General features: G+C 69.6%; 25 protein-coding genes and 3 pseudogenes. 17 read left to right on the forward strand and 11 right to left on the reverse strand.

What is annotated here, in order from left to right; all coding sequences use genetic code 11:
* Positions 1 to 139: 139 nt before the first annotated feature.
* A complete protein-coding gene (locus AMK29_RS19940) occupies positions 140 to 367 on the reverse strand; it encodes a hypothetical protein (RefSeq protein ID WP_198942293.1) in 228 nt (75 codons plus the stop codon).
* 165 nt (positions 368 to 532) lie between these two features.
* Between AMK29_RS19940 and AMK29_RS19945 the strand changes: the two genes are divergently transcribed.
* The 4 genes from AMK29_RS19945 to AMK29_RS19960 all read left to right on the forward strand — a co-directional run bounded on the left by AMK29_RS19945 (position 533) and on the right by AMK29_RS19960 (position 3,342).
* Complete coding sequence (locus AMK29_RS19945) at positions 533 to 808, forward strand: hypothetical protein (RefSeq protein WP_241845532.1); 276 nt, start codon at positions 533 to 535, stop codon at positions 806 to 808.
* Between the two features lie 1,069 nt (positions 809 to 1,877).
* Positions 1,878 to 2,255, forward strand: a complete 378-nt coding sequence (locus AMK29_RS19950; RefSeq protein WP_073814617.1) for a nuclear transport factor 2 family protein — start codon at positions 1,878 to 1,880, stop codon at positions 2,253 to 2,255.
* A 406-nt stretch (positions 2,256 to 2,661) separates the two neighbouring features.
* A complete protein-coding gene (locus AMK29_RS36205) occupies positions 2,662 to 2,997 on the forward strand; it encodes a hypothetical protein (protein ID WP_143202922.1) in 336 nt (111 codons plus the stop codon).
* A gap of 24 nt (positions 2,998 to 3,021) precedes the next feature.
* Entirely contained in the window at positions 3,022 to 3,342 is a 321-nt protein-coding gene (locus tag AMK29_RS19960; RefSeq protein ID WP_073814620.1) for a hypothetical protein, read from the forward strand.
* Between the two features lie 126 nt (positions 3,343 to 3,468).
* Here the strand turns inward: AMK29_RS19960 and AMK29_RS37955 are convergent, their stop codons facing one another.
* Complete coding sequence (locus AMK29_RS37955; RefSeq protein WP_382620615.1) at positions 3,469 to 3,711, reverse strand: hypothetical protein; 243 nt, start codon at positions 3,709 to 3,711, stop codon at positions 3,469 to 3,471.
* A gap of 80 nt (positions 3,712 to 3,791) precedes the next feature.
* Here AMK29_RS37955 and AMK29_RS19970 point away from each other — a divergent pair, with 80 nt between their 5' ends.
* Positions 3,792 to 4,721 (forward strand): glutaminase, encoded by a 930-nt coding sequence (locus tag AMK29_RS19970; protein ID WP_073814621.1) that lies wholly within the window; start codon positions 3,792 to 3,794, stop codon positions 4,719 to 4,721.
* Positions 4,722 to 4,743: 22 nt separating this feature from the next.
* Positions 4,744 to 4,893: pseudogene (locus tag AMK29_RS35765) on the forward strand (IS110 family transposase); the annotation flags it as partial.
* 151 nt (positions 4,894 to 5,044) lie between these two features.
* Here AMK29_RS35765 and AMK29_RS19980 read toward each other — a convergent pair.
* Positions 5,045 to 5,464 carry a DUF3592 domain-containing protein gene (locus tag AMK29_RS19980; RefSeq protein ID WP_073814623.1) on the reverse strand — a complete coding sequence of 140 codons (420 nt, stop codon included), beginning with the start codon at positions 5,462 to 5,464 and terminating at the stop codon, positions 5,045 to 5,047.
* A 226-nt stretch (positions 5,465 to 5,690) separates the two neighbouring features.
* On the opposite strand from AMK29_RS19980, the gene AMK29_RS19985 reads away from it, so the two are divergent.
* Complete coding sequence (locus tag AMK29_RS19985) at positions 5,691 to 6,173, forward strand: hypothetical protein (protein ID WP_158071335.1); 483 nt, start codon at positions 5,691 to 5,693, stop codon at positions 6,171 to 6,173.
* 54 nt (positions 6,174 to 6,227) lie between these two features.
* Here the strand turns inward: AMK29_RS19985 and AMK29_RS19990 are convergent, their stop codons facing one another.
* Positions 6,228 to 6,446: a DUF6233 domain-containing protein gene (locus AMK29_RS19990; RefSeq protein ID WP_073814626.1), complete on the reverse strand. Its 219-nt coding sequence runs from the start codon at positions 6,444 to 6,446 to the stop codon at positions 6,228 to 6,230.
* Positions 6,447 to 6,517: 71 nt separating this feature from the next.
* Between AMK29_RS19990 and AMK29_RS37245 the strand changes: the two are divergent.
* Positions 6,518 to 6,607: pseudogene (locus AMK29_RS37245) on the forward strand (e9imm peptide); the annotation flags it as partial.
* A gap of 287 nt (positions 6,608 to 6,894) precedes the next feature.
* Here the strand turns inward: AMK29_RS37245 and AMK29_RS20000 are convergent.
* Positions 6,895 to 7,527 (reverse strand): PASTA domain-containing protein, encoded by a 633-nt coding sequence (locus AMK29_RS20000; RefSeq protein ID WP_073814627.1) that lies wholly within the window; start codon positions 7,525 to 7,527, stop codon positions 6,895 to 6,897.
* 82 nt (positions 7,528 to 7,609) lie between these two features.
* Between AMK29_RS20000 and AMK29_RS37670 the strand changes: the two are divergent.
* The 3 genes and pseudogenes from AMK29_RS37670 to AMK29_RS20015 all read left to right on the forward strand — a co-directional run.
* A pseudogene (locus AMK29_RS37670) lies at positions 7,610 to 7,939 on the forward strand (DNA/RNA non-specific endonuclease); the annotation flags it as partial.
* 44 nt (positions 7,940 to 7,983) lie between these two features.
* Entirely contained in the window at positions 7,984 to 8,535 is a 552-nt protein-coding gene (locus AMK29_RS20010; RefSeq protein WP_073814629.1) for an SMI1/KNR4 family protein, read from the forward strand.
* Positions 8,536 to 9,071: 536 nt separating this feature from the next.
* Positions 9,072 to 9,614, forward strand: a complete 543-nt coding sequence (locus tag AMK29_RS20015) for a hypothetical protein (RefSeq protein WP_143202923.1) — start codon at positions 9,072 to 9,074, stop codon at positions 9,612 to 9,614.
* Between the two features lie 159 nt (positions 9,615 to 9,773).
* Here the strand turns inward: AMK29_RS20015 and AMK29_RS20020 are convergent, their stop codons facing one another.
* Positions 9,774 to 9,977, reverse strand: a complete 204-nt coding sequence (locus tag AMK29_RS20020; protein ID WP_073814632.1) for a hypothetical protein — start codon at positions 9,975 to 9,977, stop codon at positions 9,774 to 9,776.
* A gap of 524 nt (positions 9,978 to 10,501) precedes the next feature.
* On the opposite strand from AMK29_RS20020, the gene AMK29_RS20025 reads away from it, so the two are divergent.
* The 4 genes from AMK29_RS20025 (at position 10,502) to AMK29_RS37255 (ending at position 15,735) form a co-directional block, all read left to right on the forward strand.
* Positions 10,502 to 11,722, forward strand: coding sequence for a serine/threonine-protein kinase (locus tag AMK29_RS20025; RefSeq protein WP_158071336.1), 1,221 nt, complete (start codon positions 10,502 to 10,504; stop codon positions 11,720 to 11,722).
* A gap of 470 nt (positions 11,723 to 12,192) precedes the next feature.
* Positions 12,193 to 13,083, forward strand: coding sequence for an ABC transporter ATP-binding protein (locus AMK29_RS20030; protein WP_073814635.1), 891 nt, complete (start codon positions 12,193 to 12,195; stop codon positions 13,081 to 13,083).
* On the forward strand, positions 13,080 to 14,708 hold the full coding sequence (locus AMK29_RS20035) for an ABC transporter permease (RefSeq protein ID WP_073814637.1): 1,629 nt from the start codon (positions 13,080 to 13,082) through the stop codon (positions 14,706 to 14,708). Before AMK29_RS20030 ends, AMK29_RS20035 begins: the two co-directional genes overlap by 4 nt.
* A gap of 451 nt (positions 14,709 to 15,159) precedes the next feature.
* Entirely contained in the window at positions 15,160 to 15,735 is a 576-nt protein-coding gene (locus AMK29_RS37255; RefSeq protein WP_073814638.1) for a DM13 domain-containing protein, read from the forward strand.
* 53 nt (positions 15,736 to 15,788) lie between these two features.
* Here the strand turns inward: AMK29_RS37255 and AMK29_RS20045 are convergent, their stop codons facing one another.
* From AMK29_RS20045 to AMK29_RS20065, 5 genes are all read right to left on the reverse strand, one after another.
* Positions 15,789 to 17,714 carry a potassium channel family protein gene (locus AMK29_RS20045; protein WP_079196988.1) on the reverse strand — a complete coding sequence of 642 codons (1,926 nt, stop codon included), beginning with the start codon at positions 17,712 to 17,714 and terminating at the stop codon, positions 15,789 to 15,791.
* A gap of 587 nt (positions 17,715 to 18,301) precedes the next feature.
* Positions 18,302 to 18,847, reverse strand: a complete 546-nt coding sequence (locus AMK29_RS20050; protein WP_143202924.1) for a hypothetical protein — start codon at positions 18,845 to 18,847, stop codon at positions 18,302 to 18,304.
* A 20-nt stretch (positions 18,848 to 18,867) separates the two neighbouring features.
* A complete protein-coding gene (locus AMK29_RS20055; RefSeq protein WP_073814641.1) occupies positions 18,868 to 20,298 on the reverse strand; it encodes a flotillin family protein in 1,431 nt (476 codons plus the stop codon).
* Between the two features lie 79 nt (positions 20,299 to 20,377).
* Positions 20,378 to 20,884, reverse strand: coding sequence for a hypothetical protein (locus AMK29_RS20060; RefSeq protein ID WP_073814643.1), 507 nt, complete (start codon positions 20,882 to 20,884; stop codon positions 20,378 to 20,380).
* A gap of 92 nt (positions 20,885 to 20,976) precedes the next feature.
* Positions 20,977 to 21,687 carry an alpha/beta hydrolase gene (locus AMK29_RS20065; RefSeq protein WP_158071337.1) on the reverse strand — a complete coding sequence of 237 codons (711 nt, stop codon included), beginning with the start codon at positions 21,685 to 21,687 and terminating at the stop codon, positions 20,977 to 20,979.
* Between the two features lie 303 nt (positions 21,688 to 21,990).
* Here AMK29_RS20065 and AMK29_RS20070 point away from each other — a divergent pair, with 303 nt between their 5' ends.
* Positions 21,991 to 23,364, forward strand: a complete 1,374-nt coding sequence (locus AMK29_RS20070; protein ID WP_073814645.1) for a TrkH family potassium uptake protein — start codon at positions 21,991 to 21,993, stop codon at positions 23,362 to 23,364.
* On the forward strand, positions 23,357 to 24,076 hold the full coding sequence (locus AMK29_RS20075) for a potassium channel family protein (protein ID WP_079196990.1): 720 nt from the start codon (positions 23,357 to 23,359) through the stop codon (positions 24,074 to 24,076). The genes AMK29_RS20070 and AMK29_RS20075 overlap by 8 nt, the downstream gene beginning before the upstream one ends.

The following is a 24,076-nucleotide window of genomic DNA, read 5'->3' on the forward strand; positions in this document are numbered from 1 at the left end:
GAGACCCGGGACAGGTGAGGTCCGGGTGCCCGTCGGGGGTGCTGGTGGCGGGATCACGGTCGCGTGCGATCTTCTCGCCAGTGACCGCATCGAAGAGACCTGAGCCCCCGGCAGTGACCTTGTCCACCACTGGATATGATCATGACCAGGTCGTATCCAGTGGCCAGGACCCCGTGGCAACGATCTGCTTCACGAGCCTGAACGCCTCAAGGATGGGGACTGTGTCCTGATCCGGATACTCGTCGTCCTGCCCGTTGGAGAGGACGAACCCGCCGCTCGACCCCTGAGCCCCGGGGTCCACGGCATGCTCGCCGGGATCGCCTTTTTCTTCGAGCAGCATCACCATCGCGCGCTCAGCGTTCGTCACGTAGGTCGGCGACCGCCTTGACGAACTGGTCAGCCACGACTCACTGATCGTTTCAGAATGAAGTGCTTGGCCAGAGAGTTACGCGCTGCGATGATGCGGATTCGACTGGGCGGTGGGGGACGGGGGCACCAGATGACGCGGTGGCAGCTCTTGCAGGGAGACGTCTTGGTCGGTGAGCTCAGTGAGTACGGCTGTGATCAGCCGTTCTTCCTGGCGCGCTTCACCCCGGGACCTGGCTGGGAGAGCGTGAGGCAGTTGTTCGAGGCATGGGCGACCTACGGGGGGCCGGACCCGGATGGGCTCAGATTCGTTGCCCTGGCCAAGTCGTTGCAGGATTTGGGGCTCGCACTAGCTCCGGTGGACGGTCAGCAGACTCCATTGCAGCTCTTCAAGGACTGCATGGTGCGTATCTATGGGGCTGAAGCTCGCCTCCGCTACTGACTGAGCGATTGGCCCGTCCGTGGGAGTCGGCCGGCAGCTTCCCGGTCGGATGGCTCAGGACGTTATGCCGTGGGAGCTGTGCCTGAGTGATGTGGTGCCGTTCGACGATGGGGTCGGGCGACCGGTCCTCGACATACGAGCGGTCGGGGGTGGCCAGCGCGACAAATGCCTCATCTCTTCCGGCGTGCCCCCAGTGTTGGTCAGCCGGCGCCTCACGGTCTACCGCTCCTGCAGCGGTCTGACCTCCCAGCCTGTCCCTGCCAGACCAGCGGCGATCATCTGAACGAGCTGCGAGCTCCCATGGCACGGCACAGCCCGAAAGGAGGTTGCAGCGGTGCTGTGGGACTGGCGCGAGTTGCCGCCCGCGAACTCGGCATTTGCCATCGGCCGGGTTGCCAGAGCGGCTTCGATCCGTGTCGCAGGTGGCGTGTCGTCTGTTCGTCAGTACGAAGCCCCTGCACTCGGCAAGGGGCTGTTATCCCTCTCGCGCCCAGTGCCTCGCCCACGCGGGATCACCGACCCCCCTCCTCTGCCCAACCCCCAGGTGCTGACTCCTGCTCCGGTTTCGTACCGGCCCGCCCCGAGGGATCGGGGCGCGGAGCCCTCCTTCGTGATGACTGCCCTTGTGTCATCTCGGCGAACTACCACGTACCCGCCACCACGCACGCCAGCAGCAGTCCGTCCAACGTGGCCCTCGGCCAAGGGGCGTGCTCCGCCCAGCGCCCCACGGCGGTCAGCACCCCCCCCAGCTGACCAGCAGGACGCACGCAACCCTTACACGGCGGTGTCTGAACATGCCGGTCCGGCTACCCGAGGCAGCAGCGCTCACACCGCACCCGCGTACCCGCGTCGTAGCAGGCCGCGCGCGGGGACGTAGGCCGGCGCATGACGCCTCGGCACCCTCCGGCCGTTAACGGCGAGCGAACGTGGCCGCGGCAGCGCTGAGACGGTCTGTTCCTCGCGCAGACACAACTACGTTCCCTAGTGCTGTGACCGGGATGGTTCACCGTGGCCGGAGGACGGCTCAGGGGACGAGCGCGTTCCGCGAGGCGACTGGTATTACTGGTGCATGCAGGAAGAGACCGCGCGGTCCGCAATCGACACGTTCATCTCCGCGTTCAACGCCTCGGACGACAGCTATGTGACTGTCTTGCTCTCCCAGGCCCTGACCTCGGACGTGGTCTTCTGGGGCCCGTTGGGCCGCAGTGAGGGGATCGAGGCGGTCGAGCGGTTCGTGCTGGACATCCGGCGCCACCCCGCGGGGACCGGCACGATGGTGCGCTGTTCGGCGGTGGACATGCCGGACGAGTGGGCCCGGTACCAGTGGGTCTTCACGACGCCGGGTGGAGGCCCCCGCCTGGCGGGAACGGACGTCGTCCATCTGCGGCGGAGCCTCATCGACCAGGTCATCGTCTTCGCGGGGGAGATCGAGCCGCCCGCCTCCTGAGCCAGTCTCCTCTGGCGCGGTCCTTCTCCTGAACTGGCCCCGTTCTGGGCTCCGGACCTGCCCAGCCGAGATCATCTTCACAACGCTTCGGTCGTCCGCGCTTGGCCACGAGCAGACCGATGATGCGCTGTGGGGAGGCCGCAACATGGCGTGCAGGTGCGGGACACGCGTGGCCACTCTTACCGCGGACTGCATGGGCCCGCACGAGCTGCACCTCGATCCGCTCCGGACGTATGCCTTCATGCCTGATACCTCAACGTGATCATGAAGCGTCCGGCGCCCATAGGCCAGTGTCTCTGACGGACACCTTGACCCGTTAGCCGCATGAGGTGTCTTTGTACGCGTAGCCGTACGAAGAGGTGAACCCGCGAAAGGCCGGGACGCGGACGCCAGGAAGACTGGGGCGGTGAGCACAGCACGACGCCGTACCCTCGGCCCCGGCCGCACCGATCTGCCCGAGCCGGCCGCCCGCGACCCGCGGGCGATGACCGCCGCCGAGCGCGCTGCGACCGGCGACTGGACCGCGGAACCCGCCGCCTCCGCGCCCTTGGCGTCCCGGCCCGCCCGGCGGCGCCTCGTCGGCGGTCCGGCCGACCCGGGCTCCACACTCCCGCCCGGCGGCGGATGGGGTCCGCGCCGGCCCGTGCCGAGACGGCGCGCGCGGGTGAGGCCCGGCGCCCAGTGTCTGGGGGCCGTACCGCCGGGCCGCCCCACCCTCTCGCGCGCGAGCGTCAGGCCTTGACCGCCGTCCAGCTCTGCTGATCTCGTGCGGACCGGGCACGGCGGTGCCCGCATCTCCACCCTGCGTAGGGCGCTGCGGACGCACGGGGCGTGCGATCACGGGGCGGGTCTGCACTCGGGCGACGAGATCGGCTTCTCCGAGGTTGGCTCGATCATTGACCTGGACGTCGCCGACCACTACACCGAGGCGCTGCACGAGGTCGTCGCGGCGAAAGCCGAGCACCGGGCGCTAATGGCTGTAACGGAGGAGGCGGCGCCGGCCGGTCAGGTCGTCGACCTGACCGGCCGCGCTGGAGCAGTCGGTGGCCGACGCCCGAGAACGCCGCGGCGAGACGTCTGCGGGTGAGACGAGATGCCCAAGCCGAAGAAGAAGGCGGCGGCCAAGAAGACGCCCGCGAAGCAGACGGCCGCCAAGAAGACCACGGCGAAGAAGACCGCCCGAAAGCACGCGTCTTTGGGGCCGTCTTGTCGATCATGTGTCGGGCCAGATGAGGGTGCTGGCGAGGGTGGTGCCGGCGAGGTAGCGGTCGGGACGCTTGTCGTAGCGGGTGGCGATGCCGCGCCATTGCTTGGGCCGGTGGAAGCAGCGTTCGGCGACGTTGCGACGCCGATAGGCGGCCGTGTCGAAGCCGCAGGGCCGTTCCCGGCGCCGTTTCTGTCCGGCGAGCTGATCGACACGGTTCGGGACCGGTGCTTCCGATGGTGACGTGAGCAACCCTCCGGTGACCGCTTGACCCGTAACAATCTTGAGGAGTACCCCATGCCTGACAGCCCCACTGCCTTCGGACGGACACCATGACCACAACCGGAACAGGACGATTCGGCGCCATATTGGACCGCATCGAAGAAGAGACTGCCGCGCTTGACGAACGCGGCAGCCCCGCCCACTACATTCCGCTGCTCGCGGACGCCGACCCCCGGCGCTTCGGCATGGCCGTCGCCGAACCGGACGGAACGGTCTACGGTGTCGGCGACTGGCAGCAGCCCTTCTCGACGCAGTCCATCACCAAGGTCTTCGCCCTGGCCCTGGCGCTCTCCCTGTACGGTGAACAGATCTGGCACGGTGTGGGCCGCGAGCCCTCCGGCAACCCCTTCAACTCCCTGGTGCAGCTGGAGTACGAGAACGGCATCCCCCGAAACCCGTTCATCAACGCCGGCGCCCTGGTGGTCACCGATCGGTTGCAGACACTGACCGGGGACGCGGCCGGCCACATAGGAGAACTGCTCCGTACCGAAAGCGGGAACCCGGCCATCGACTTCATCCCGGCGATGGCCGCCTCGGAAGCTGCCCGCGGTGACCGCAACGCCGCCCTCGCCCATTTCATGGCCTCCTACGGCAACATCGCCAATCCCGTCCCCGAACTGCTGGCCGCCTACTTCCGGCAGTGCTCCATCGAGGCCTCCTGCGCGGATCTGGCACTGGCCGCGGGGTTCCTGGCACGGCAGGGTGCCCGGGCCGATGGCTCGGCACTGCTGACACGCAGCCAGGCCAAGCAGGTCAACGCCGTCATGCTGACCTGCGGCACGTACGACGCTGCGGGAGAATTCGCCTACCGGGTGGGCCTGCCGGGCAAAAGCGGCGTGGGCGGAGGGATCATCGCGGTCGTGCCCGGCGTGTGCACTCTGTGCGTGTGGAGTCCTGGACTCGACCGACGAGGCAACTCGGTGGCAGGCGTAGCGGCTCTCGACCGCTTCACCACACTCACCGGGCTGTCCGTCTTCTGACCAACCTGCCGTCCGGGACCGGCCTGACCGGAAAGCGTTCGACAAACGGCATCCCAACACCGAACCCAAGCTCCGCAAGCTGTTCGCAAAACTCCAGGCCAAGCACGGAACAGTGCTCGTCGCGGTCGACCAGCTGGCCTCGATCGGGGCCCTGCCGCTGGCGGTCACCAGGGCATGGCGCACGTCGCCGCACCCCACAGCGCGCGAGCCCCGCGCCGTACGCGGCGCACGCGGGGCGCACTGTGGCGTCGTGCTCGGGCTCAGGACGGCCCCATGGCGCGGGTTCCCGCCCGGTTACCGTGGTGCCGGGCTGCCTGTGACGGTCACACAGTGATCAGCAGGAGGAGAAGCGACAGGGTGCCTGTGGTGAGCACGGCCCCTACCACGGTGAATACGGCGGGGATCGTGGTGGAGTCCCAGCCCTGGATCTCGAAGCGGCGGGGGTTTTCCTCGTCGTATCGGACCGTGATCGAGGTACCGACGCCAAGGCGGCGTGCGGGGCTCCGGCCGAGCCTGGAGGGGTAGGCGTACTCGCGGCCGTCTCTGGCCGTCCAGGCGACGACCGGGTGGTGGTACGTGGCTCCGTCGTCGTCTCGCCGGGTGTCATGACCGACGACTCGCCCTGCTGCGGTGGTACCGGTGCGCCGTAGCGCCCTGGCCAAGCGGAGGCCGTGCGCGCCGATGCAGAGGAAGGTCACGCCGATCACCAGGGGTATGAGCAAGAAGAGCCATTCGTGTTCCATGTGGTGTCCGACGCGTGAGCAGGGACGTCGGTTGCTGGGACAGGGGATGCCCTGCTGGCCGCCCTGCACAGCCGGTTCAGACCGGCGCCGCCTACCTCCTCCCCGGCATTCCCGGCATCGCCCTCCTCGATCTGGCGGAGCTGCGTGCTGAACGAATCAGCGCTGCGACGCGTGGTCGGCAGCCCCGACCTCATGCGCCGCAGGGGCCCTCGGGTGCGGCCAAGGCTTGTTGCGGGGCCGTGAGCGCCTGGGCCTGCTCCGCCCCATGGGCGACGCGCTGCTGCTGTCCGGGCTGCACTGGGGCGACGAGATCCGCTCCTCCGGGGAGGTCGCCCCGCCCGAGACCGAACTCACCGAGGAGGAGATCGAGGGCGCGCTCGCGCTGATGGACACGATGACCGTGGACTCGGTCACGGAGCTGGATGTCACTGACCACTACACCGAGGCGTTCCACGAGGTGATCGCCGCGAAAGCCGAGCACCGGGCGCCGAAGCCGGTCGAGGCCGAGGCGGCGCCGGCCGGGCAGGTGGTCGACCTGATGGCCGCGCTGGAGGCACCGGTGACCGACGCCCGCGAACGCCGCGGCGAGACGTCCGGGGGCGAGGCGACCGTCCACGAGATGCCCACGCCGAAGAAGAAGACGCCCGCCAAGAAGACACCCGCGACGAAGACGGCCGCCAAGAAGACCACCCGAAAGCGCGCGTCCTAGCCCACCCGAGCGCCCCCGCGGGCCAGCCCTGAAAGGGAAACCATGGTTTCCACTTCAGGGCCGCCGCCCTTGATGTGCCGGAGGCTTGTCGATTCCGAGGCTTCCCCAGGGGGCGCACAGGTCGCACATCTCCAGCCCGGGGAACTCCTCGAACGTCATCCGTACGTCCTCCTTGCTGAGGAGGCTGGGCATGTTCTTGGCGATCGAGCAGCTCCTGCGGTGCAGCACCGGATGCCCTTCGACCGCGCGGGAGGGCAGCACCTTCCAGGACATCTCCCGGCGGGCGACCTCCCGGCGCCGGCGCTCCTGCTCCTGCTGGGCCTCGAGCTCCCGGATCGCACTTCAGCGGCCTAATCTTCTGGCCACCAGAGCGGGAGCTCTCTGCCGATGAGGTGGTCGATCAGGCATCGGGCTATCGGGCGATCGCGTCGTGAGGCACACGCGCTCAGGTGTAGGCCAGATTGCCATTGGCGACTGGATGGTGAACCCCGGGCCTGCCTGGCTCGCCACCTACCGCGACTGACGGCTCTCTACCTGGAGTAGGCCACGACCGCATCGAGACGCTGCACGAGCACTCGCTGTTCGATCAGCGCAGCCCGGTCTTCGGGACACGGTGCCGACACGCGACCGCAGGATGGTTCGGCGGTCAGGTACTGATGGAGGGCGTGCGCCCTTGGTGCAGCGGGACCCCGTTGGGGGTAGGGCCCCGGCTTGTTTCTACTCAGCAGCTTTCCTCGAACTTCACGGCGGTGAGGGTGACGGGCTGCCCGTCGAGCTTGGTGCCAGCAGTGGGCTCCTGGGTGCACACCTTCCAGTTGGACTCCATAAGGACCATGCGGCCCTCCGGGGATGCGTCGGTGACCGTGAGGCTGGTCGAGGCGTCCAGGGACTGGCGGGCGACCTTGACGGACTTCCCAGCGAAGTTGGGCATGATGTTGCTCGCCTGCGGCTCGTCGGCGCCATGGTCGGCGGCCGGACAGGTCTCTTCGAGCTTGACCGTGGCGAAGTCGATCTTGACGTCGCTCGGGTGCTCACCTGCTGCCGGGGTCTGGCCGCAGACCTTCCAGTTCCGGTCGAGGGCCTGGGCGCGGCCACGGCCCAGAGCGTCGTGGGAGTGCAGGTTGTAGAAGCCGGCCGCCTGCGCCTGGTCCTGCGCGGACTGGAGTCCCTTGCCGGTCATGTCCGGGAGGGCGGCCGGATCTGGGTCTGCTTCGGGCGCCTTCGTGGTGGGGGCGGCGGCCGTGGGCTGGGCGGCTTGGGGCTTGTCGCTGCCGGACTTGTCGCCCTCGCACGCGGTGAGGGTGAAGGTGAATGCGGCGGCAGCGATGAGGCTGAGGGTGGGTTTCGTACGCATCGGGCCAGCCTGCCTGATTGTGCACAGATGGTGGCACGGAGTGACCATCTCGTAATGGTCGGGCTAGCGCAGGGGCCCCAGGTACGAGAAGTACAAGAAGCTCAACAAGACTCATCTTCGCGGTGCCCAGATCGGCGGATCCAACAAGGATCCGAGGAACTTCGTTACCTTGCACCGCTTCGCCAACTCACCGGTCATGCGCAAGATCGAGGACCGGATCCGAGCAGCGGTCGACAACGGCGAGACCATCCAGTGCTCCGTCAGCCCGGTCTATGCGACCAACGGCCCTACCGATGTCGTCCCTTAAGGCCTGATCATCCATGCCACGGGCAACCGCGGATTCCAGTTCACCCCCTACGAAGGCGGAGCGCCGACCAACCACATCACTATCCTGAACGTCCCCAAACGCTGACACCCTTACAACCCCGCCACACCAGCCCAGAAAGAGACCTCACGATGCACCCCGCCGTCGAGGAGCTCACCCGACTTGTCCCCCCGCCAGCCACAGCCCGCCCCCGCACCTGGACCGAGACGGAGCATCGTCTGGGCACAGCGCTGCCCCAGGACTACAAAGACCTCGTCGACACCTATGGCGGCGGCGTCTTCGACGAGACGATCTGGATCCTAGAGCCGGACTGCGCCGACCAGGACTACGACCTCGCAGCGGTCGCCGACGAGCAGGCCGAAGTCCTCGGTAACCTCTGGAGAGGCGGCGAGCCGAAACCGGCCGAACTCGCAGCGGACGGCACCAACGTGCTCCCCTTCGCCTACATCGAAGGCACCGGCGCCTACCTCTACTGGCTCACCGAGGAGACGGCGAAGCCCGACGAGTGGACCGTCCTTGCTAATGAAGGCCGCGGACCTGAGTGGGAACACCATCCCGTCTCTGCCGTAGCGTTCGTCGCCGGGGTCCTCTGTGGGCAGATCCACTCGGGAACCCTCGGCGAGCCAGAGAACACGCAGCACAGTTTCGACTCGACACCGACCTTCCTGGCTCCGACTGAATAACGAGCTGGTGCGTGAGGAGCGGTCGTTGGGTGACCGCTGGAGAGTGAGGCTGGTCAGAACAGACACAAGCACGGCCGCCACATTGCCTTCCACGGCGTGTATGACATTTGCGTTCAGCCTGTGCCGACGGCGCGACGCCCGTCGACGTCTTGCCTCGGCCCTTACCGCCCGCCCCACACCTTGTGCTCGTGCAGGACGACGGCGGTGACCACCGGCAGGTCGCGGTCGGCGGCGGCAAGGTTGAGGGCTAGCGTGACCCCGACGACCAGGCCGAGTACGGCACCAGCGGCTGGACCCCCTCTGACCGCTACTACGCCCCTTGAGCCCCAGCTCCGCCAGCTGCCGCGCCTGCACCGACGGCCGAAGCCGCCCCCGCGCTGACGAATCGTGAGACCGGCCCCTCTGAGGCGATCCCTGAGGCCGGGAATCCGATCCCGGCGCCCCTCCCGGTGCCTGCCCCGGCCCGCGCCGTTGATGACGCCGACGGTACCGAGGCCACGTTCGAGACCGCGCCGACGGTGCTACCGCTCGGACGAGTGGTCATCGAAGGCGCCACAGGCCGGATCGACTCCAACCGGCAGAGCGCAGCCGTCGAACTCGTCTCCTACCTCGCGCTCAACCCCGACGCCGACCACCACGCCATCGACGACGCCCTCTGGCCTGGCCGCCTGGTCAACAAGCAGATGCGCAATGCCGTCATCTCCAGGACCCGCTCCTGGCTCGGCAAGAACGCCGATGGCGAGGCCTTCTTCCCGCGGGTCCAGGACACAGGTGACAGCCGCTACCGCCTCGCCCAGGCCGTCACCTGCGACTGGCGCACCTTCCAGGGCAGTCCTCCACGAACTGGCGGCAGTCTTGAACAAGCCCAGCTCCATCTGACCCGCCGCCGCCCCTGGCGGGCCATCAAAACCTGCGTCCGCCCCCGCTCTCCCCATACGGTCTACACGGACCCCACAGGACGGGTGCCACCAGCCGGTCCCGCGTCCAGGCACGTGCGCGGGACCGGCCCCAACCCGCGCGAGCCGCCTGACGACGGCCGTCCATCCGGCAGGGTCAGTTGGCCGGGCGAAGACGCGTAAACGCACCTCTCGGGTTTCCCACCGACGCCAGCCCGCCGTGGACGAAGCCGCCCCGCCCAGATCGAGTGACCAGCGGGAGCAAGAGAGCCCGCCCCAGAAGTAGTGCTCATCGGCTGCCCGGGCTGGCCCGGGGGTGTCCGGCTTCTCGTGAGGCCGTGCCTACTGGTCGGACTCCGGGGTCTCGGGCGCGGCCTTGAAGAAGGGGCCCAGCCAGTCGAGCATCCGGAAGCCGCGGGCGCTCTTTTCCGCGGGCCCCCACAGTGCGGTCGCGGCGCCGGCGACGAGGAGCGCCACGATGGTGTAGGCGACGACGGCATCGTGCGTGTTGCCGGTCTGGGGCTCGGGCTCGTTCGGGGTGTCCATCACTGTCCTCGGTGGGCGCGGGGAACAGCGGAGTAGGACCGTTCGTTCCCGGGGCAGTTCGTGTGGTTCCTGAGCGTAGTGCCCGCCGGAGTCCTCTCGGACCGTCCTGGTATCTGCATGGCCTGGAAGCGCGAGGCAGTCCTCCTACGCCGCTCCTGCACGCCTCGGGAGGCTTCTCCCCGCCCCCGTCAACCACCGCATCGCCGAGGCATCTGCGGGGCGAACTGTCACCACAAGGTGCTTGAGCTCGACCCGCGCACCGGCTGGACGATCCCGCGCTGAGCGGCGGTGGCCGCACAACGACGCGGGCCCCGACTCCTTTGTCCTTTCTCATCCAATCGAGGCGTTTGACAGCGAACCCAACCGTTTCGGCTTCTATGGCGGAGCATCTAGTCGTGAGTGGACTGCTGGCCTTGAGTCCCTACGCAGTCGTGGCGAACTGCTCTAGATTGGTCACCTCATCGACTCGGGTGACGCCAGGGGGTTGGGTGCGCAAGGGCATGGCCGTCGGGAGCCGCTACCGCGTGGAACGCCTCCTGGGCAGGGGCGGCTTGGGCGAGGTCTGGGAAGCGACGGACCGTACCCTCGGCCGGCGGGTCGCCATCAAGTTCGTCACCGGCGTCATGCAGTACCCAGAGACGGCTCAGCGGTTCGCGCGTGAGGCTCGCACGCTCGCCTCGCTCCGCCACGGCAGCGTCGTGACCGTTCACGACGCCGGAACGGCTGACCACGACGGTCAGTCTCTGCCCTACCTCGTGATGGAGTTACTGGACGGCGCCACCTGGGAATTCTCGCACGTGGACTCGATCGTGGAGACCGGGGCGCGCTTGGCGGACGTTCTCGCGCACGTTCACGCGGCGAAGGTTGTACACCGGGACATCAAGCCCGCCGACATCATGATCTGTGCCGACGGGCGCACCGTGCTGATGGACTTCGGTATAGCCCGGGACGACGCCTCACTCACCCGCACAGCCACCACCACCGGAAAATACTTCGGAACCCGCGGCTACATGGCCCCCGAACAGCTCCAAGGCCGTGCCGCCACACCGGCTTCGGACGTCTACGCGCTAGGGATCGTCCTAGTCGAGAAGCTCACCGGCCACCGACTGCCCGTCACGCAGCTCATGCCCCAGGTCCAATCCTCCATTCGCGAGCCCGTACTGTCCCTGCTTACCCGGATGACCGCTGCACGTCCCGAGCAGCGGCCCTCCGCCGCCGAGTGCGCCCCGCTGCTGCGCGCGTCCGAGACGCCCACGACATCGCGGCACGTGCCGTCCACGAGAAAGGAGTGGCGGCAACGGCTGGTTGCGCCGACGGTACTGCTGGCGCTGCACACGATCGTCCTGTTCCAGCCCGCTTACAGGACAGGCTGGAACGACACCGTTGTCAGGGCGTTCGGCAAACAGATCGTCTATGCGGAGGAAGAGGACTTCTTCGAGTGGAACTTACGAGCCTGGGGAGCCCTGACTACCGTCGGAGCCGGCGTCGGGATAGCGGCGCTGCTGGTAGCGGTCATGCTGCTCGTCCTGAGCTCTCGGGTGCCGACGAGGCTGGCGGGCTATGGCGCAGCGGTGCTCATCGCGGTGTGCCTCGGCTACCAGGCCGTGACCGACCCGCCCTATTATGACGGCAGAGTCCATCAAGTCGTCTATGGCCTGTGGCTCTTCTATCTGGTGACGGCGGTGACTATCGCCATGTACGTCTACCACGATGTCCGTGTTCGCCGGGGGAGCGCGCGGCCATAGGCCACGGCCGTGCAGAGTCGGCCAGCGATGGACTCCGAGCAGCGGCCGCACCAGAACCACGTCCTTGAACCTGGCCGTCGCACATTCCAGTAGCGGATGCCGCCGACGCCCGCGTACGCCCTCCAACACGCAACACCCCCTGGCGTCCTCCCCCTTCCAAAGGTCCTACGAGGTCGGCCGCGGCCACCGCGTACCACTTGCCGGGTGCGCCGCATCCGCCGCTGTCCGGGTCGCGGTCGGCGAGACCGGTGACTGGATACGAAGACGGTGGACGGCTCGGCCGGGCGGCCGGACAGCGTGCTAGCGGCCAAGGAGCGGTCTCGCGTCCCGCACGGCGGGAGTCAGCGGACTCGTTAAGTTCTACGCCTTGTCCGGGGTGGTCCGGCGCGAGTATGTTCACCAGCGGTGTGCCGGGAAGTCTGGTCGGCGATTAGGGGCCCTGTGCCCGCCGCGCCATCTTGGAGGCCCTCATGGTCTCGCCCGTCCTCCGTACGCAATCCCTGACCAAACGCTACGGCCGTGTCCTGGCACTGGACGGGCTGGACTTGAGCGTCCCGGCCGGTGAGGTGTTCGGCTTCCTCGGCCCCAATGGCGCCGGCAAGTCCACCACCATCCGGCTGCTGCTGGGACTGGCCCGCCCTACCAGCGGCCGGGCATCGATCTTCGGCGCCGACGCGGCCAACGTCGCCATGACGCACCGGCGCCTGGCGTACGTACCGGCCGACGTGGCTCTGTGGCCACAGCTGACCGGCGCAGAGATGCTGGAGCTGCTGGCCCGCACGGGCCCGGGAACTGACCGGCTCTACCGGGATGAGCTGGTCGAGCGGTTCGACCTCGACCTGTCCAAGCCGGGCCGCGCGTACTCCACGGGCACCCGCCAGAAGGTGGCACTGGTAGCCGCGTTCGCTACCCGGGCACCCTTGCTCGTACTGGACGAGCCGACCAGCGGCCTGGATCCGCTGATGGAACGCGAGTTCCGTCACGCGGTCCGCGAGGCCCGGGATAGCGGCCAGACTGTGTTCCTCAGCTCCCACCAGCTCGCCGAGGTCGAGGCCGTCTGCGACAAGGTGGCGATCCTGCGCGCCGGACAGCTCGTGGACGTCGCCGCCGTACCGGAACTGCGACGGCTGCACCGCACCGAAGTGACAGTGAGCTTCACCGGCATGCCACCGGACCTGGACCGCGTGCCCGGCGTGGAGGAGGTAGAGGTGACCGGCGCGGCGTCGGTGCGGTTCACGTTCACCGGCCCGCCGGGGCCCGCGCTGCAGAAGCTGGCGGAGGCGGACGTGGTCAGCCTCGCGGTGCGCGAACCCTCGCTGGAGGAAATCTTCCTCGGCTACTACGGCGGGACGCAGCGGTGACCGCCGTCGACGCGCCGCCCGAGCAGACCGGCCCGGGTCAAGCGGCGGGGCGGGCGGTGACAGCTCTGGCTCTGCGCCAGATTGGACGCGGCGCGCTCGTTGTGACCGCTGTGGTGGCCGGGATGTCGGCGGTGGCGGTCGCCGCCCACCGCAGCACAGTCAAGGACCCTGCGGATGCCGCAGCCCTGGAGGCGCTGGCGGGGAACCCGGCGATCCGCACCCTGTTCGGCGAACCGATCGCTCTGCACGACGCCGGCGGGTTCGCCGTGTGGCGCACCGGGACGGCCTTGGCGGTCGTGCTGGCCGTGTGGGCCCTGCTCGCCGCAACGCGGATCACCCGGGGCGAGGAGGACGCCGGCCGGTGGGACGTCCTGCTCGCAGGGCGACTGCCGGTCACCACCGTGGTGGCACGCCACCTCGCCGTCCTGATCGCGGCGTCGCTCCTCGCGGGCACGGCAGCATTCGCCGGCCTGACCGCAGCGGGTGTCGCCGCGGGTGGCGCAGCCGTGCACAGTGCCGGGCTGGCCTTGTGTGGAGCGTTCTTCGCCGCGGTGGGCGCGATGACCGCCCAGGTGTTCGCGACCCGGGCCTCGGCCAGCGGCGCGGCGGTTGCTGTGCTCGGCATCAGCATGCTGCTGCGGATGGTCGGCGACGGTGTCGCCGCCGTGGGATGGCTGCGATGGCTCTCGCCGTTCGGCCTGACGGCACTGGCCCGCCCCTACGACGGGAACCGGATCTGGCCTCTGCTCGCCTTGTTCGCCGCCTGCCTGGTGCTCGCCACAGCAGCCGCGGTTGCGGCAGAGCGGCGCGACATCCGCGACGGCTATCTGCGCGCTCCCTCCGGCCGGGCCCCGCGCATGAGGCTGCTCGGTTCGGTCCAGGCGTTCGCCGTACGGCGGCTCGCGCGGCCACTGGTCGCCTGGTCGGCCGGTGTCGGCGCCTACTACCTCCTCATCGGGGTGCTGGCCGTGTCCATGACGGACTTTCTCACCGGCAACCCGCACTTCGCCGATCTCGCCGCGCAGGCCGGTTTCGCCGGGCTCGGCACCGTCCAGGGTTACACCGCCACGCTGTTCGCGCTGCTGGCCGTCCCGGCGGGTACCTTCGCCGCGGTCCGACTCGCCACGCTCGCCGCCGACGAGACCGGCCGACGCCTCACCCTCCTGTTTGCCCAGCCCCTCACCCGCACGAGAGTGCTCACCGCCGAGATCACCGCCGCCCTCGGCGGCGTCATCGTTCTCACCACCATCGCCGGCCTCGCCACCTGGAGCGGGACACAAGCCGTCGGTGCCGAACTGGGCCTCACCGCCGCGCTGTCCGGCGCATGGAACGTCGTGCCCATCGCCCTCCTCTGCCTCGGCGCCGGTGTCTTCGCCCTGGGCTGGGCCCCGCGCGCAGTCGCCATCGTTGGAGCGCTCCCAGCAGCAGGCGGGTTCCTGCTGAAAGTCATTGCCGACAGTTCCGGATGGCCGGCATGGGTCGGTCAGCTATCTCCGTTCGCGCACCTGGCCGCAGTACCCGGCGATCCCGTCAACTGGCCTGCGGTCATATTGATGACGGCTGCCGCCACGCTCGCCACTGCCGCGGGCATCATCCGCTATCAACATCGCGACCTCCGCACCTGACCACACGGCGGCGAAGGCGCAGATGCACCTTCGCCGCTCGGCACTCGACCGGCCGACAAGCTGGTGCAGAGGAGCTGCTTCGAGGCATATGGATTCCGGCCTGCTCCGTCGTTGCCTGGTGGACGGCCCTCATCGTCGGACCGGGGCTGGCGGGCCAGGCTCTTGGACAACCGGCGCAGCCCCCGCAGTACGCCGATCCGCAGCTCTCCCGGTGGCGCTGGGAGAAGCCGATGACGGGCTGCGGCAAAGCTGGACCGCACGGCGAAGCGGCCGCCCAGCGCCCTGGCATTCGCCCGCTCTCAGGGGCGGGTCGCGGGGACGTTCTGCTCCAGGCGGGCGTCCAGGGTGGCGGCGAAGTGGGCGTTATTTCCTGCTGGGTCTTCCACGGATACCCCGGGGCGCGTTAGCTGGACGCCAAACGAGGTCGACGAAGCATGAAGGAGAGCAGCCTGTGGAACGCGTCCGACGGAAGAGACTGTGGGCTGGGCTGGGCATCGCCGTCACGATCGCCGTGGTGGCGGGACTCGTGTGGTTCAAACCGTGGGCCCTGTGGGTGGACGAGACAGTCAACGAAGCGCTGCCCGCGCCCGGCGCACCCGCGACCGTGCCCGTGGCGTCACCCACGACGGACACGAGTTCGTCCGCGGCGGGATCTCCCAGCGGGCCCGCGGATCCCGTCACCCTCGCGCGGGGCACCTTTATCAGCCATGAGCACTCGACCGCCGGCTCCGTGAAGGTCGTCCGCCTTGCCGACGGCAGCCACACGCTGCGTCTCGAAGGGCTCGACACGAGCAACGGCCCCGACCTCCGCGTCTGGCTGAGCGATGCACCGGTGAAGGAGGGGAAGGCGGGCTGGGGCGTCTTCGACGACGGTCGGTATGTCAATCTCGCCAAGCTCAAGGGCAACAAGGGGGACCAGAACTATCCGTTGCCCCCGGACATCGACTGGTCGACGTTCCCGAGCGTGAGCATCTGGTGCGACCGGTTCGACGTCTCCTTCGGCGCCGCGGCGCTGGTGCGGGTCTGACACCCGCCGGACGTTTCGAGTTGATGCCCTGGAGCACGGTTTGTGCCCGGGCATCAGCATGCCGCGTTCCCGTCGTCCGCCCGCCGGTGCACGATAGGCGGTCCAGGCCACGGTGTTGCAGGTCGAGACTGTGTTGAGGTGTCCAGGAGTTCGGCGAGGCCGCGGCGCGTGGCGGCGATGACGACGCGGTCCTCGGGGCGTAGGACGTAGCCGGGGTGCAGGTCCCACAGAAGCTGGGGTTCGTCGCCTTCCTGGTGTGAGGAGGCGAGGTCGGGACGGCGTGCTCCGGGGGAGGCGGTGTCGAGGGCGAGGACGCGCCATGCCCCGGGGCGGAAGGCGCCGGCGACGGTGCGGCCTTCGAACTGGGGGTTCCCGGCGACGATGAGGGCGGCGAAGAGCAGCACTTTGCGTTCGACGGGGATGGCGCCGAGGATCTGGCGGCCCATCATCGCTCCGGCGAAGGCGGGTGCGGCGAGGTGGGTGACGCTGCGGCTGCGGGTGAGGGCGTCGGGGTGGGCGGTGCGCAGGGTGCGGTGGACGGCGGTGGCGAAGTCGTCGTCGTACAGGCGCAGCGCGACGCGCAGGTCGGGCTTGACCGTACGGGCGTAGAGCGTGGCCTCCAGGTTGGTGGTGCCGGAGCTGGTCAGGGCGAGCAGGGCGTGCGCCCGATGGGTTTTGGCGGCCTCCAGGATGCCCTCTTCGGTGACGTCGCCGAGGACGACGGGGACGCCGAGGCCGCGGGCGAGCGGGATGCCACGGGCGTCGGGGTCCTCCTCGACGCAGACGACGGGGATGTCCAGCTCCCGCAGCCGGGCCAGGACACGGGTGCCGATCTTGCCGAGACCCAGCAGCACGACATGGCCGGACAGCCCGCGCGGCGGTCGGCGCAGCGCACCGGCGGCCCGGAAGGTGCCGAGCGCCTCCAGCGCGCCGGCGACGAGGAGGGGGAGCAGGGCGAGGCCGACGAGGCCGGTCAGGAGCTGGAGGATCTGGCGAGTGGTCGACTCCTCGACTGCGGGGTCGTTGATCGAGAACAGGTCGAGCAGTGTGAGGTACGCGGCGTGCACGGGGTCGGCGTCGGTGAGCAGTGTCGTGGTGAGCGTCAATGCGAGGACGCAGCCGACGATGCCGGTGAGTGCCCACCGCAGGCGGGCGGAGAAGAGGTCGCGCAACGGCACCCCCCGACGGGCCAGGCGCCGGGAGGAGAGGGCGTGGCCGGCGTACCGGACGGTCTCCAGGACGACGCTCCCGCGTCCGGCGGCGCTCGCCACGGCCTCGTCGTCGGGGAGCAGGAGGGGTGCCTGGGGGCCGCTGGTGTCCGAGCCCTCGGCGCCCGCCGGGTCGGTCGTGGTGGACGACAGGAGCGCCAGGGTGCACAGGCCGGGATCCGCCGCCTCGCCGCGTTCGGACGGTGTGCGTTCGGCGGCGCGCAGCAGTACTCCGTCGGCCTGGACGACCTTGCTTGTCCCGGCGACGGCGGTGGCGGCGAGCGCGGGGGCCGCGGTGTCGGCGTCGGACAGGACCGTGGTGGACGCGTCGAGAAGGGCTCGGTCGGTCCCGGGCGCGGCCAGGAGGGCGGCCTGGTCGAGGAGTTCCTCCAGGTGCTGCCCGAGCTTGCGGTTGTACATCCGGACCACGAGACGCAGGCCGGGGCTGAGGCGGCGGGCGGCGAGCGCGGCGCGCAGGTTCGTCTCGTCGTCCTCGTACAGCAGGGCCAGGGCCGCGGCCCGGTCCACCCCGGCCCGCAGCAGCGCCGCCTCCGAGGGAGAAGATGATGTGACGTCCTGCGGGGGCGGGGGTGTGCCGCCGGGGCTGTCGGGACGGCGCAGAAGCCGCGCCGCGCGGGACACCACGGCGATGGGCTCCGTCTCCTCGGCGTGGTCACCGGAGGGAGCGACGAGGACGACCCGCTGTCGGTAGACCTCGCGCAGTTCGGCGGCGAGCCGGATCGCCAGTGCATCGTCACCGCAGACCACCATGTGGCCACTGTCCTGTGGATCTCCGGATCCCTGGTGCGGTAGCGCGCTCACGATTCCCCCGTGTCGAGGCGGACCTGCCTGATCAGGCGGGCGGGTCAAGTGTCAGTCGCTTCTCCCTCGGTGCGCGTCCCACCGGCGTGCAGAAGGCCAGGGTTCGTACCAGCGCGATGAGGTAGACGAACGCGACGAATCCCGCGCTGATGCGCGTCCACGACGGGGTGGCGCTGCTCGCAGCCGTCCATCCTGTGCCAGGAGGCACAGGATCAACCATCCTGTGCTTTCCGGGAAGCCGCTTCTCGCGTTGCGCGTCGGCACAGTGTGCATCTGTCCTTCTCGGGGCTTCTCACCTGTAGGTCTGCTGGACGCGTGGGGCTCACCGCCGGTGCCTGCTGCTGCGGACAGCGGCGGCTCAGGCTCAGGTAGGCGCCGAGTGCCGCAGTCAATGGAGTCCAGAGTGCGATGAAGGTGCTGAGGTTTGCGTCTCCGCCCTGCGGGAGCAGCGTCAGCACGAAGACATAGGCACCCAGGTCGGCCACCACACAGGCGTCGGCGGGTGCTGTAAGACGTGCCGCAGCGAGAGAGGGGGGTCATGACCGGTCGGCCAGGGAGTCCAGCTTTCCGAAGAGGAGCGTCAGGCCGCCGCCGCCCGCCGCGAAGAGACCGAACGCCGCGAACGCGATGCGCTGGTCGTTCTTGCGTAGCTCCTCGTACTGGCTTCTGCTGATCGGGACGCGCTCGCGGTCGGGGTCGGAGGTGTCGATCGCGGAGTAGTGCCCCCGGACGGACTCGACGCGTTGGAGCCCCGAGTCGTCCCAGAACACTCCGGTGACCAGGAACGCACCGGCGAGACCCGCACCCACGAGCACCGCACGGACTCGCCGAGGCAGGGCGCGCAGGGCGCGCCACTGGTTCGCCTTGTTGCTCGCGAAGCGCATGTCCCGGAGTCCGACGGCGATGGCGCGGGCGAGCGTCGCCAGATGGAGGGGCAGCAGCAGAGTGATGCCGATTCCGAGGAGGAGCCACTCGTCGGCGAACGGGGGCAGGAACGGGACGGCGGCGAGGACCGCGGCGAGAAGCCCCGCGAGGGAGAGGGCGAGTTGCACCCCTGCGTGCATCGTGAAGCTGGTTCTCACCGCGTTCTCCTGCTCTCGTCCTAGTCGGTGATCTCGATGGCGCCGTCGCCGGTCGGCACAGGCTGCGCCGGACCGGGGGCCGCCTTCTTCTGGCTGATGCCCTGGAGCAGGGACGCGAGGTCGACCCCCGTCGTGGAGCTGAGGAGCTCCATGCCCTGGGCGACGTTGTCGACGACCGTCCGGGACAGCTGGCTCGCCCCGTCGGTGGAGATGACCGTCATCTTGTCGATGGCCGACAGCGGTTCGGCGGCCTTGGCGACGATCTGCGGCAGGACCTCGACGAGCATCTGGAGGACGGCGGCGTCACCGTACTGGGCGTAGGCGTCGGCCTTCTTCCGCATGGCCTCCGCCTCTGCGGAGCCCCGCGCGGCGATGGCGGTGGCCTCGGCCTCGCCCTCGATGCGTACGGCGTCGGCGAGGGCCGCGCGGTGGGCCTTCTCGCCCTCACCGGTGAGCCTGGCGCGCTGGGCGTCGGCCTCGGCCTGCTTGACCAGGGCGATGCGGCGGGCCTCGGCCTCCTGCTCGGCCTGGTAGCGGGCGGCGTCGGCGGGCTTGCGGACCTGGGTGTCCAGCTGACGGTCGGTCAGGGCGGCCTGCCGCTCGGCGACCTTCTCCTGCTCGGTCAGAATCTGCTGCTGGCGGTCGGCCTCGGCGAGCGGGCCTGCGGCGTTGGCCTGGGCGGCGGCCTCGTCGGTCTGCGCCTTGATCTCGGCCTGCTTCAGGTAGAGGGTCCGCTGCGCGATGGCGATCTCCTCCTCCGCCTTCAGCCGGGCCTGCTCGGCGGCGCGGCGGGCCACGGCCTCGGCGATGTCGGCCTCCTGCTTGGCGCGGGCCGCCTCGGGGCGGCCGAGGTCCTCCAGGTAGGAGCCCTCGGTGGTGATGTCCTGGATCTGGAAGGCGTCCAGGACCAGGCCCTGACCCGACAGGCTCGCCTCGGCCTCCTCCGCGACCTGGCCCGCGAACGCGGCGCGGTCGCGGATGATGTCCTCGACCGACATCCGGCCCACGATGGAGCGCAGCGCGCCCGACAGCACCTCCTGGGTGAAGCCGACGATGCCGTCCTGCTGCATCAGGAACCGCTGGGCGGCGGCCCGGATGGAGTCCTCGGTGCCGCCGACCTTGACGATCGCGACGCCTTCCAGGTTCGCCTTAACCCCGCGCAGCGTCACCGCGCCCCGGACAGCGACGGGGATGTGCCGGCTGGACAGGTCGAGGGTGAACTTCTGCTGCACGAACGGGACGACGAACACACCGCCGCCGACTACGACCTTCTGGCCGCTGTTGTCGGTGAACACCCGCCCGGTGGTGGGATCGGTGGCCTGCTTGCCCCGACGGCCGGTGATGATGAACGCCTCGCTGGGCCCGGCGACCTTGTAGCGGGTGATGACGACGAGGCCGAGCAGCACCAGAAGAACGACGATGCCCACCACAGCGGTGAGGACAGGGCTCATGAAGAAACCCCCTTCGATCAGAAGGAAAAAGACAGATAGCGACGCCCGGCCGACCTTCGACCGGTGAGCCTTCGTCCGGTCAGCGCTCTACAGGCCGGACGGAAACGGACGTCGGGGAGAGCACGGAGTCGACCCACACCTCGGTGCCGCGCGCGACGGGCACGCCGGCCGTCGCCGCGTACTTCACCGGCTGGCCCGCGAGATGGAGCAGGACCTCGCCGTAACCGTCCACGGGGATGGCCGTCACCACCGAACCACTCGTACCGGCCAGGTCCCCTTCCCGCGGTGCGGGCGCGGAGCCGCCCTGGAGGAGCGCCCGGCTGAACCGCCAGGTCCCCCACCCCACGACGCCCCCCGCGACCGCGCCCGCACCGGCGGCGACCCCCGCCCCCGCGCCGGTGGTCCCGAGGACGATCGCCCCGGTGAAACCGAGCGCCGAGACGAACCCGGCGATCACCGGCAACGACAGAAGCCCGTCAAGCCCCCCGCCGACCGGGTCGAGGGCCCCCTCCAGCACCCCGTCGAAGACCAGTGAGAGGACGAGCAGCACGAGACCCGCGATGCCGAGACCAAGAAACCAGCCCATGTGCGCCCCCTGCCCCGTGCCTTGCTTCTCCCGTTGTTCCAGGATGGTTCCACGGGGCGGCGGCGTTGTTCACTGCCTGGTTCCGGCAGTCTTTACGCGTTCTTAATGCCGCCTGCGCGCGTCCGTGAACTCGGCCACGAGGGCGCCGAGTCGCTCGGGGGACTCCTCCGGCAGGAGATGCCCGGTGCCGTCGAGACGCGCAGACGGGTGCCGAGCCGTTGCTCGGCTGCGGGTCCCAGGCGGGCCGGGGGCAGGAAGACGTCGTGTGATCCCGTCACCACCATGTTCGGCACGCTCCTGGCGCGCGCCAGGGCGGTCGACGGCAAGGGCGCGGGAGCGAGGCTGCTGCGGCAGGAACTGCCCACCAGCGCCATCCACCGGCTGAGCTCGTCCGATACCGACGCACCGGGCGACGACTGTGCCGCACGAGCCGCTCGGCCCGCGGTACGGAGGGGCGGAGCAACCGGCATCGTCGCGCCCAGCAGGGAGGCGCCGACCCGCAGTCGTACCAGCCCGGCCGTCGACACGAGCAGACGGCCGGAGATCAGGTCGGAGCCGGAGGCGAGGGCGATCGCGCCACCGAGCGAATGCCCCACGACCACGGCCGGTTCGGACGTCACCTGCGGCAGGATGTCGGTGAGCCACCGCCCGTACCGGTCCGTGCGGTGGCGGCGCGGGCGTTCACCGGCGCTGAGGCCGGGCTGGCCCGGGACGTCGAGGACGATCAGCGGGCCGCTCCGCGACAGCGCTTCCGCGAAGCCCAGGGACACGGCCGCGTTCACGTTCGTCCCGGGTATCAGCACGATCGCCCCCCGCGCCGGCTCCGGGCCGGGCCCGGTCCGGACCACGCTCGTCAGGCCGGCGGACGTCTCGACCTGCCATCGGTCGTGATGGACCGGCCAGGCGGCCAGGCGCGCCTCGCGCCAGTTCCGTACCCGTTCCCGTGCGACCTGGCTGCGGTAGGTCGACGACGGCGTGGTCGCATCGTAGGCACCCTGCCGCCCGGGCAGCAGAGGCGCGGGTAGGGTGGCGGCCGTTCTTGGCGTGTCGCTGACGCGTCACCGGCACAAGACGTGTCGTATCCACAGGAGAGAGGGCGTCGAACCGTGGCCACCGTCGCAGGGCACCGTGCGCGCTCGTTCTTCTCGGCGCATCCGGCCCGCACCGTGGTCCTCGCCTTCGCCGGCGTCGTGGTGATCGGCACCGTCCTGTTGATGCTGCCGCTCGCCACCGAGGACGGTGGCACCCCCGGCGTCCTGACCGCGCTGTTTACCTCGACCTCCGCCGTCTGTGTGACGGGTCTCGCGGTCGTGGACACGGGCACGTACTGGAGCGGCTTCGGTGAGGGCGTCATCCTGGCCCTGATCCAGGTCGGCGGCTTCGGCATCATGGCCATGGCCTCACTCCTCGCCCTGCTGGTCTCGGGCCGGCTGCGGCTGCGGATGCAGCTGACGGCGCAGGCCGAGACGAAGAGCCTGGCCATCGGGGACGTGCGCCGCGTCCTGCTCGGCGTCGCCGGCACCACACTGATGGTCGAGCTGGCCGTGGCCGCCTGCCTGGCGCTGCGGTTCCGCTTCGGATACGGAAACGGGATCGGAGAAGCGGCCTATCTCGGCTTCTTCCACTCGGTGTCCGCGTTCAACAACGCCGGCTTCGGCCTCCACGCGGACAGCCTCACCCGCTACGCCCAGGACCCGTGGGTCACCCTGCCGATCGCCGTCGCCGTCATCCTGGGCGGCATCGGCTTCCCGGTCCTGCTCGAGATGCTGCGCCACCGCAACCGCGCCCGCACCACCGGGCGGAAGAACTGGACCCTGCACACCAGGCTCACCGTCATCACCACCGTGGTGCTGCTGCTCGTCGGCACGGTACTCACAGGGCTGCTGGAGTGGACCAACCCGAACACGCTCGGTGCGCATGACATCTGGGGCAAGTTCCTCAACAGCTTCTTCCACTCGGCGATGAGCCGCACCGCGGGCTTCAACTCCCTCGACATCGGAGCCATGAACGCCTCCACCCTCCTGCTGACGTGCATGCTCATGTTCATCGGCGGTGGCAGCGCGGGCACCGCGGGCGGCATCAAGGTCACCACCTTCGCCGTCCTGGCCGCCGCGATCCTCGCCGAAGTGCGGGGCGAGCCGAACTCCGTCGTCCTGGGACGCCGCCTCGCCCCGCACGTGCTGCGTCAGGCCCTGACGGTGGCGCTCCTCGGCGTGGGGCTGGTCATGAGCGCCACCCTCGCCCTGCTCTCGGTGAGCAAGGCGTCCTTCGAGGCGGTGCTGTTCGAGGCCGTGTCCGCGTTCGCGACGGTGGGTCTGTCCACCGGCATCACCGCCGACCTGCCCGCCGTCGGGCAGCTCATCCTCGTCGTCCTGATGTTCATCGGACGCATCGGCCCCATCACCCTGGTCTCCGCGCTCGCGCTGCGTGAACGCACGCGACGCTACGAACTACCCGAGGAGCGACCCGTCATTGGCTAACCACCTCCACAGTCTGCGCAAGCGGCGCGGCAAGCGGCTCACCGAGCAGCACCGGCCCGTCGGCGACCAGCGTGTCGCCGTCATCGGCCTCGGGCGCTTCGGCAGTTCGCTGGCCAACGAGCTGATGCGCCGGGGCTGGGACGTCCTGGGCATCGACACCGACGCCCGCCTCGTTCAGAAGTACAGCGACAGCCTCACCCACGCCGCCGTCGCCGACTCCACCGACCCCGAAGTCCTGAACCAGCTCGGCGTCCACGACTTCTCCAGCGCCGTCGTGGGCATCGGCAGCGACATCGAGGCGAGCATCCTCGTCAGCTCCAACCTCCTCGAAGCCGGCGTCCCCAACATCTGGGCCAAGGCGATCAGCCGCCAGCACGGCAAGATCCTCGAACGCCTCGGCGTGCACCACGTCGTGCTTCCCGAGCACGAGATGGGCGAACGCGTCGCCCACCTCGTCACCGGCCGCATGCTCGACTTCATCGAGTTCGACGACGACTACGCCCTCGTCAAGACCGTCGCCCCCAAGGCCGCCACCGGACAGCCCCTCGGCCGGTCCAGGGTGCGCAGCGAGTACGGCGTCACCGTCGTCGGCATCAAGCGCCCCGGCGAGGACTTCACCCACGCCACCGCCGACACGGTCGTCGAGGAGGGCGACATCATCGTCGTCACCGGCAAGACGGGTGCCGTGGAGACCTTCACCGACCTGACCTGA

Source organism: Streptomyces sp. CB02261 (assembly GCF_001905665.1).
GTDB lineage: Bacteria > Actinomycetota > Actinomycetes > Streptomycetales > Streptomycetaceae > Streptomyces.

What these genes read in the sequence shown, in the direction of transcription:
- AMK29_RS19970 (WP_073814621.1), top strand. Translation starts at nt 3,792, where the DNA reads ATGACCACAACCGGAACAGGACGATTCGGCGCCATATTGGACCGCATC.
- AMK29_RS20055 (WP_073814641.1), bottom strand. Translation starts at nt 20,298, where the DNA reads ATGAGCCCTGTCCTCACCGCTGTGGTGGGCATCGTCGTTCTTCTGGTG.
- AMK29_RS19990 (WP_073814626.1), bottom strand. Translation starts at nt 6,446, where the DNA reads ATGTCCTGGAAGGTGCTGCCCTCCCGCGCGGTCGAAGGGCATCCGGTG.
- AMK29_RS19950 (WP_073814617.1), top strand. Translation starts at nt 1,878, where the DNA reads ATGCAGGAAGAGACCGCGCGGTCCGCAATCGACACGTTCATCTCCGCG.
- AMK29_RS20060 (WP_073814643.1), bottom strand. Translation starts at nt 20,884, where the DNA reads ATGGGCTGGTTTCTTGGTCTCGGCATCGCGGGTCTCGTGCTGCTCGTC.
- AMK29_RS20045 (WP_079196988.1), bottom strand. Translation starts at nt 17,714, where the DNA reads ATGGTGGTCTGCGGTGACGATGCACTGGCGATCCGGCTCGCCGCCGAA.
- AMK29_RS19980 (WP_073814623.1), bottom strand. Translation starts at nt 5,464, where the DNA reads ATGGAACACGAATGGCTCTTCTTGCTCATACCCCTGGTGATCGGCGTG.
- AMK29_RS20000 (WP_073814627.1), bottom strand. Translation starts at nt 7,527, where the DNA reads ATGCGTACGAAACCCACCCTCAGCCTCATCGCTGCCGCCGCATTCACC.
- AMK29_RS20010 (WP_073814629.1), top strand. Translation starts at nt 7,984, where the DNA reads ATGCACCCCGCCGTCGAGGAGCTCACCCGACTTGTCCCCCCGCCAGCC.
- AMK29_RS20020 (WP_073814632.1), bottom strand. Translation starts at nt 9,977, where the DNA reads ATGGACACCCCGAACGAGCCCGAGCCCCAGACCGGCAACACGCACGAT.
- AMK29_RS20030 (WP_073814635.1), top strand. Translation starts at nt 12,193, where the DNA reads ATGGTCTCGCCCGTCCTCCGTACGCAATCCCTGACCAAACGCTACGGC.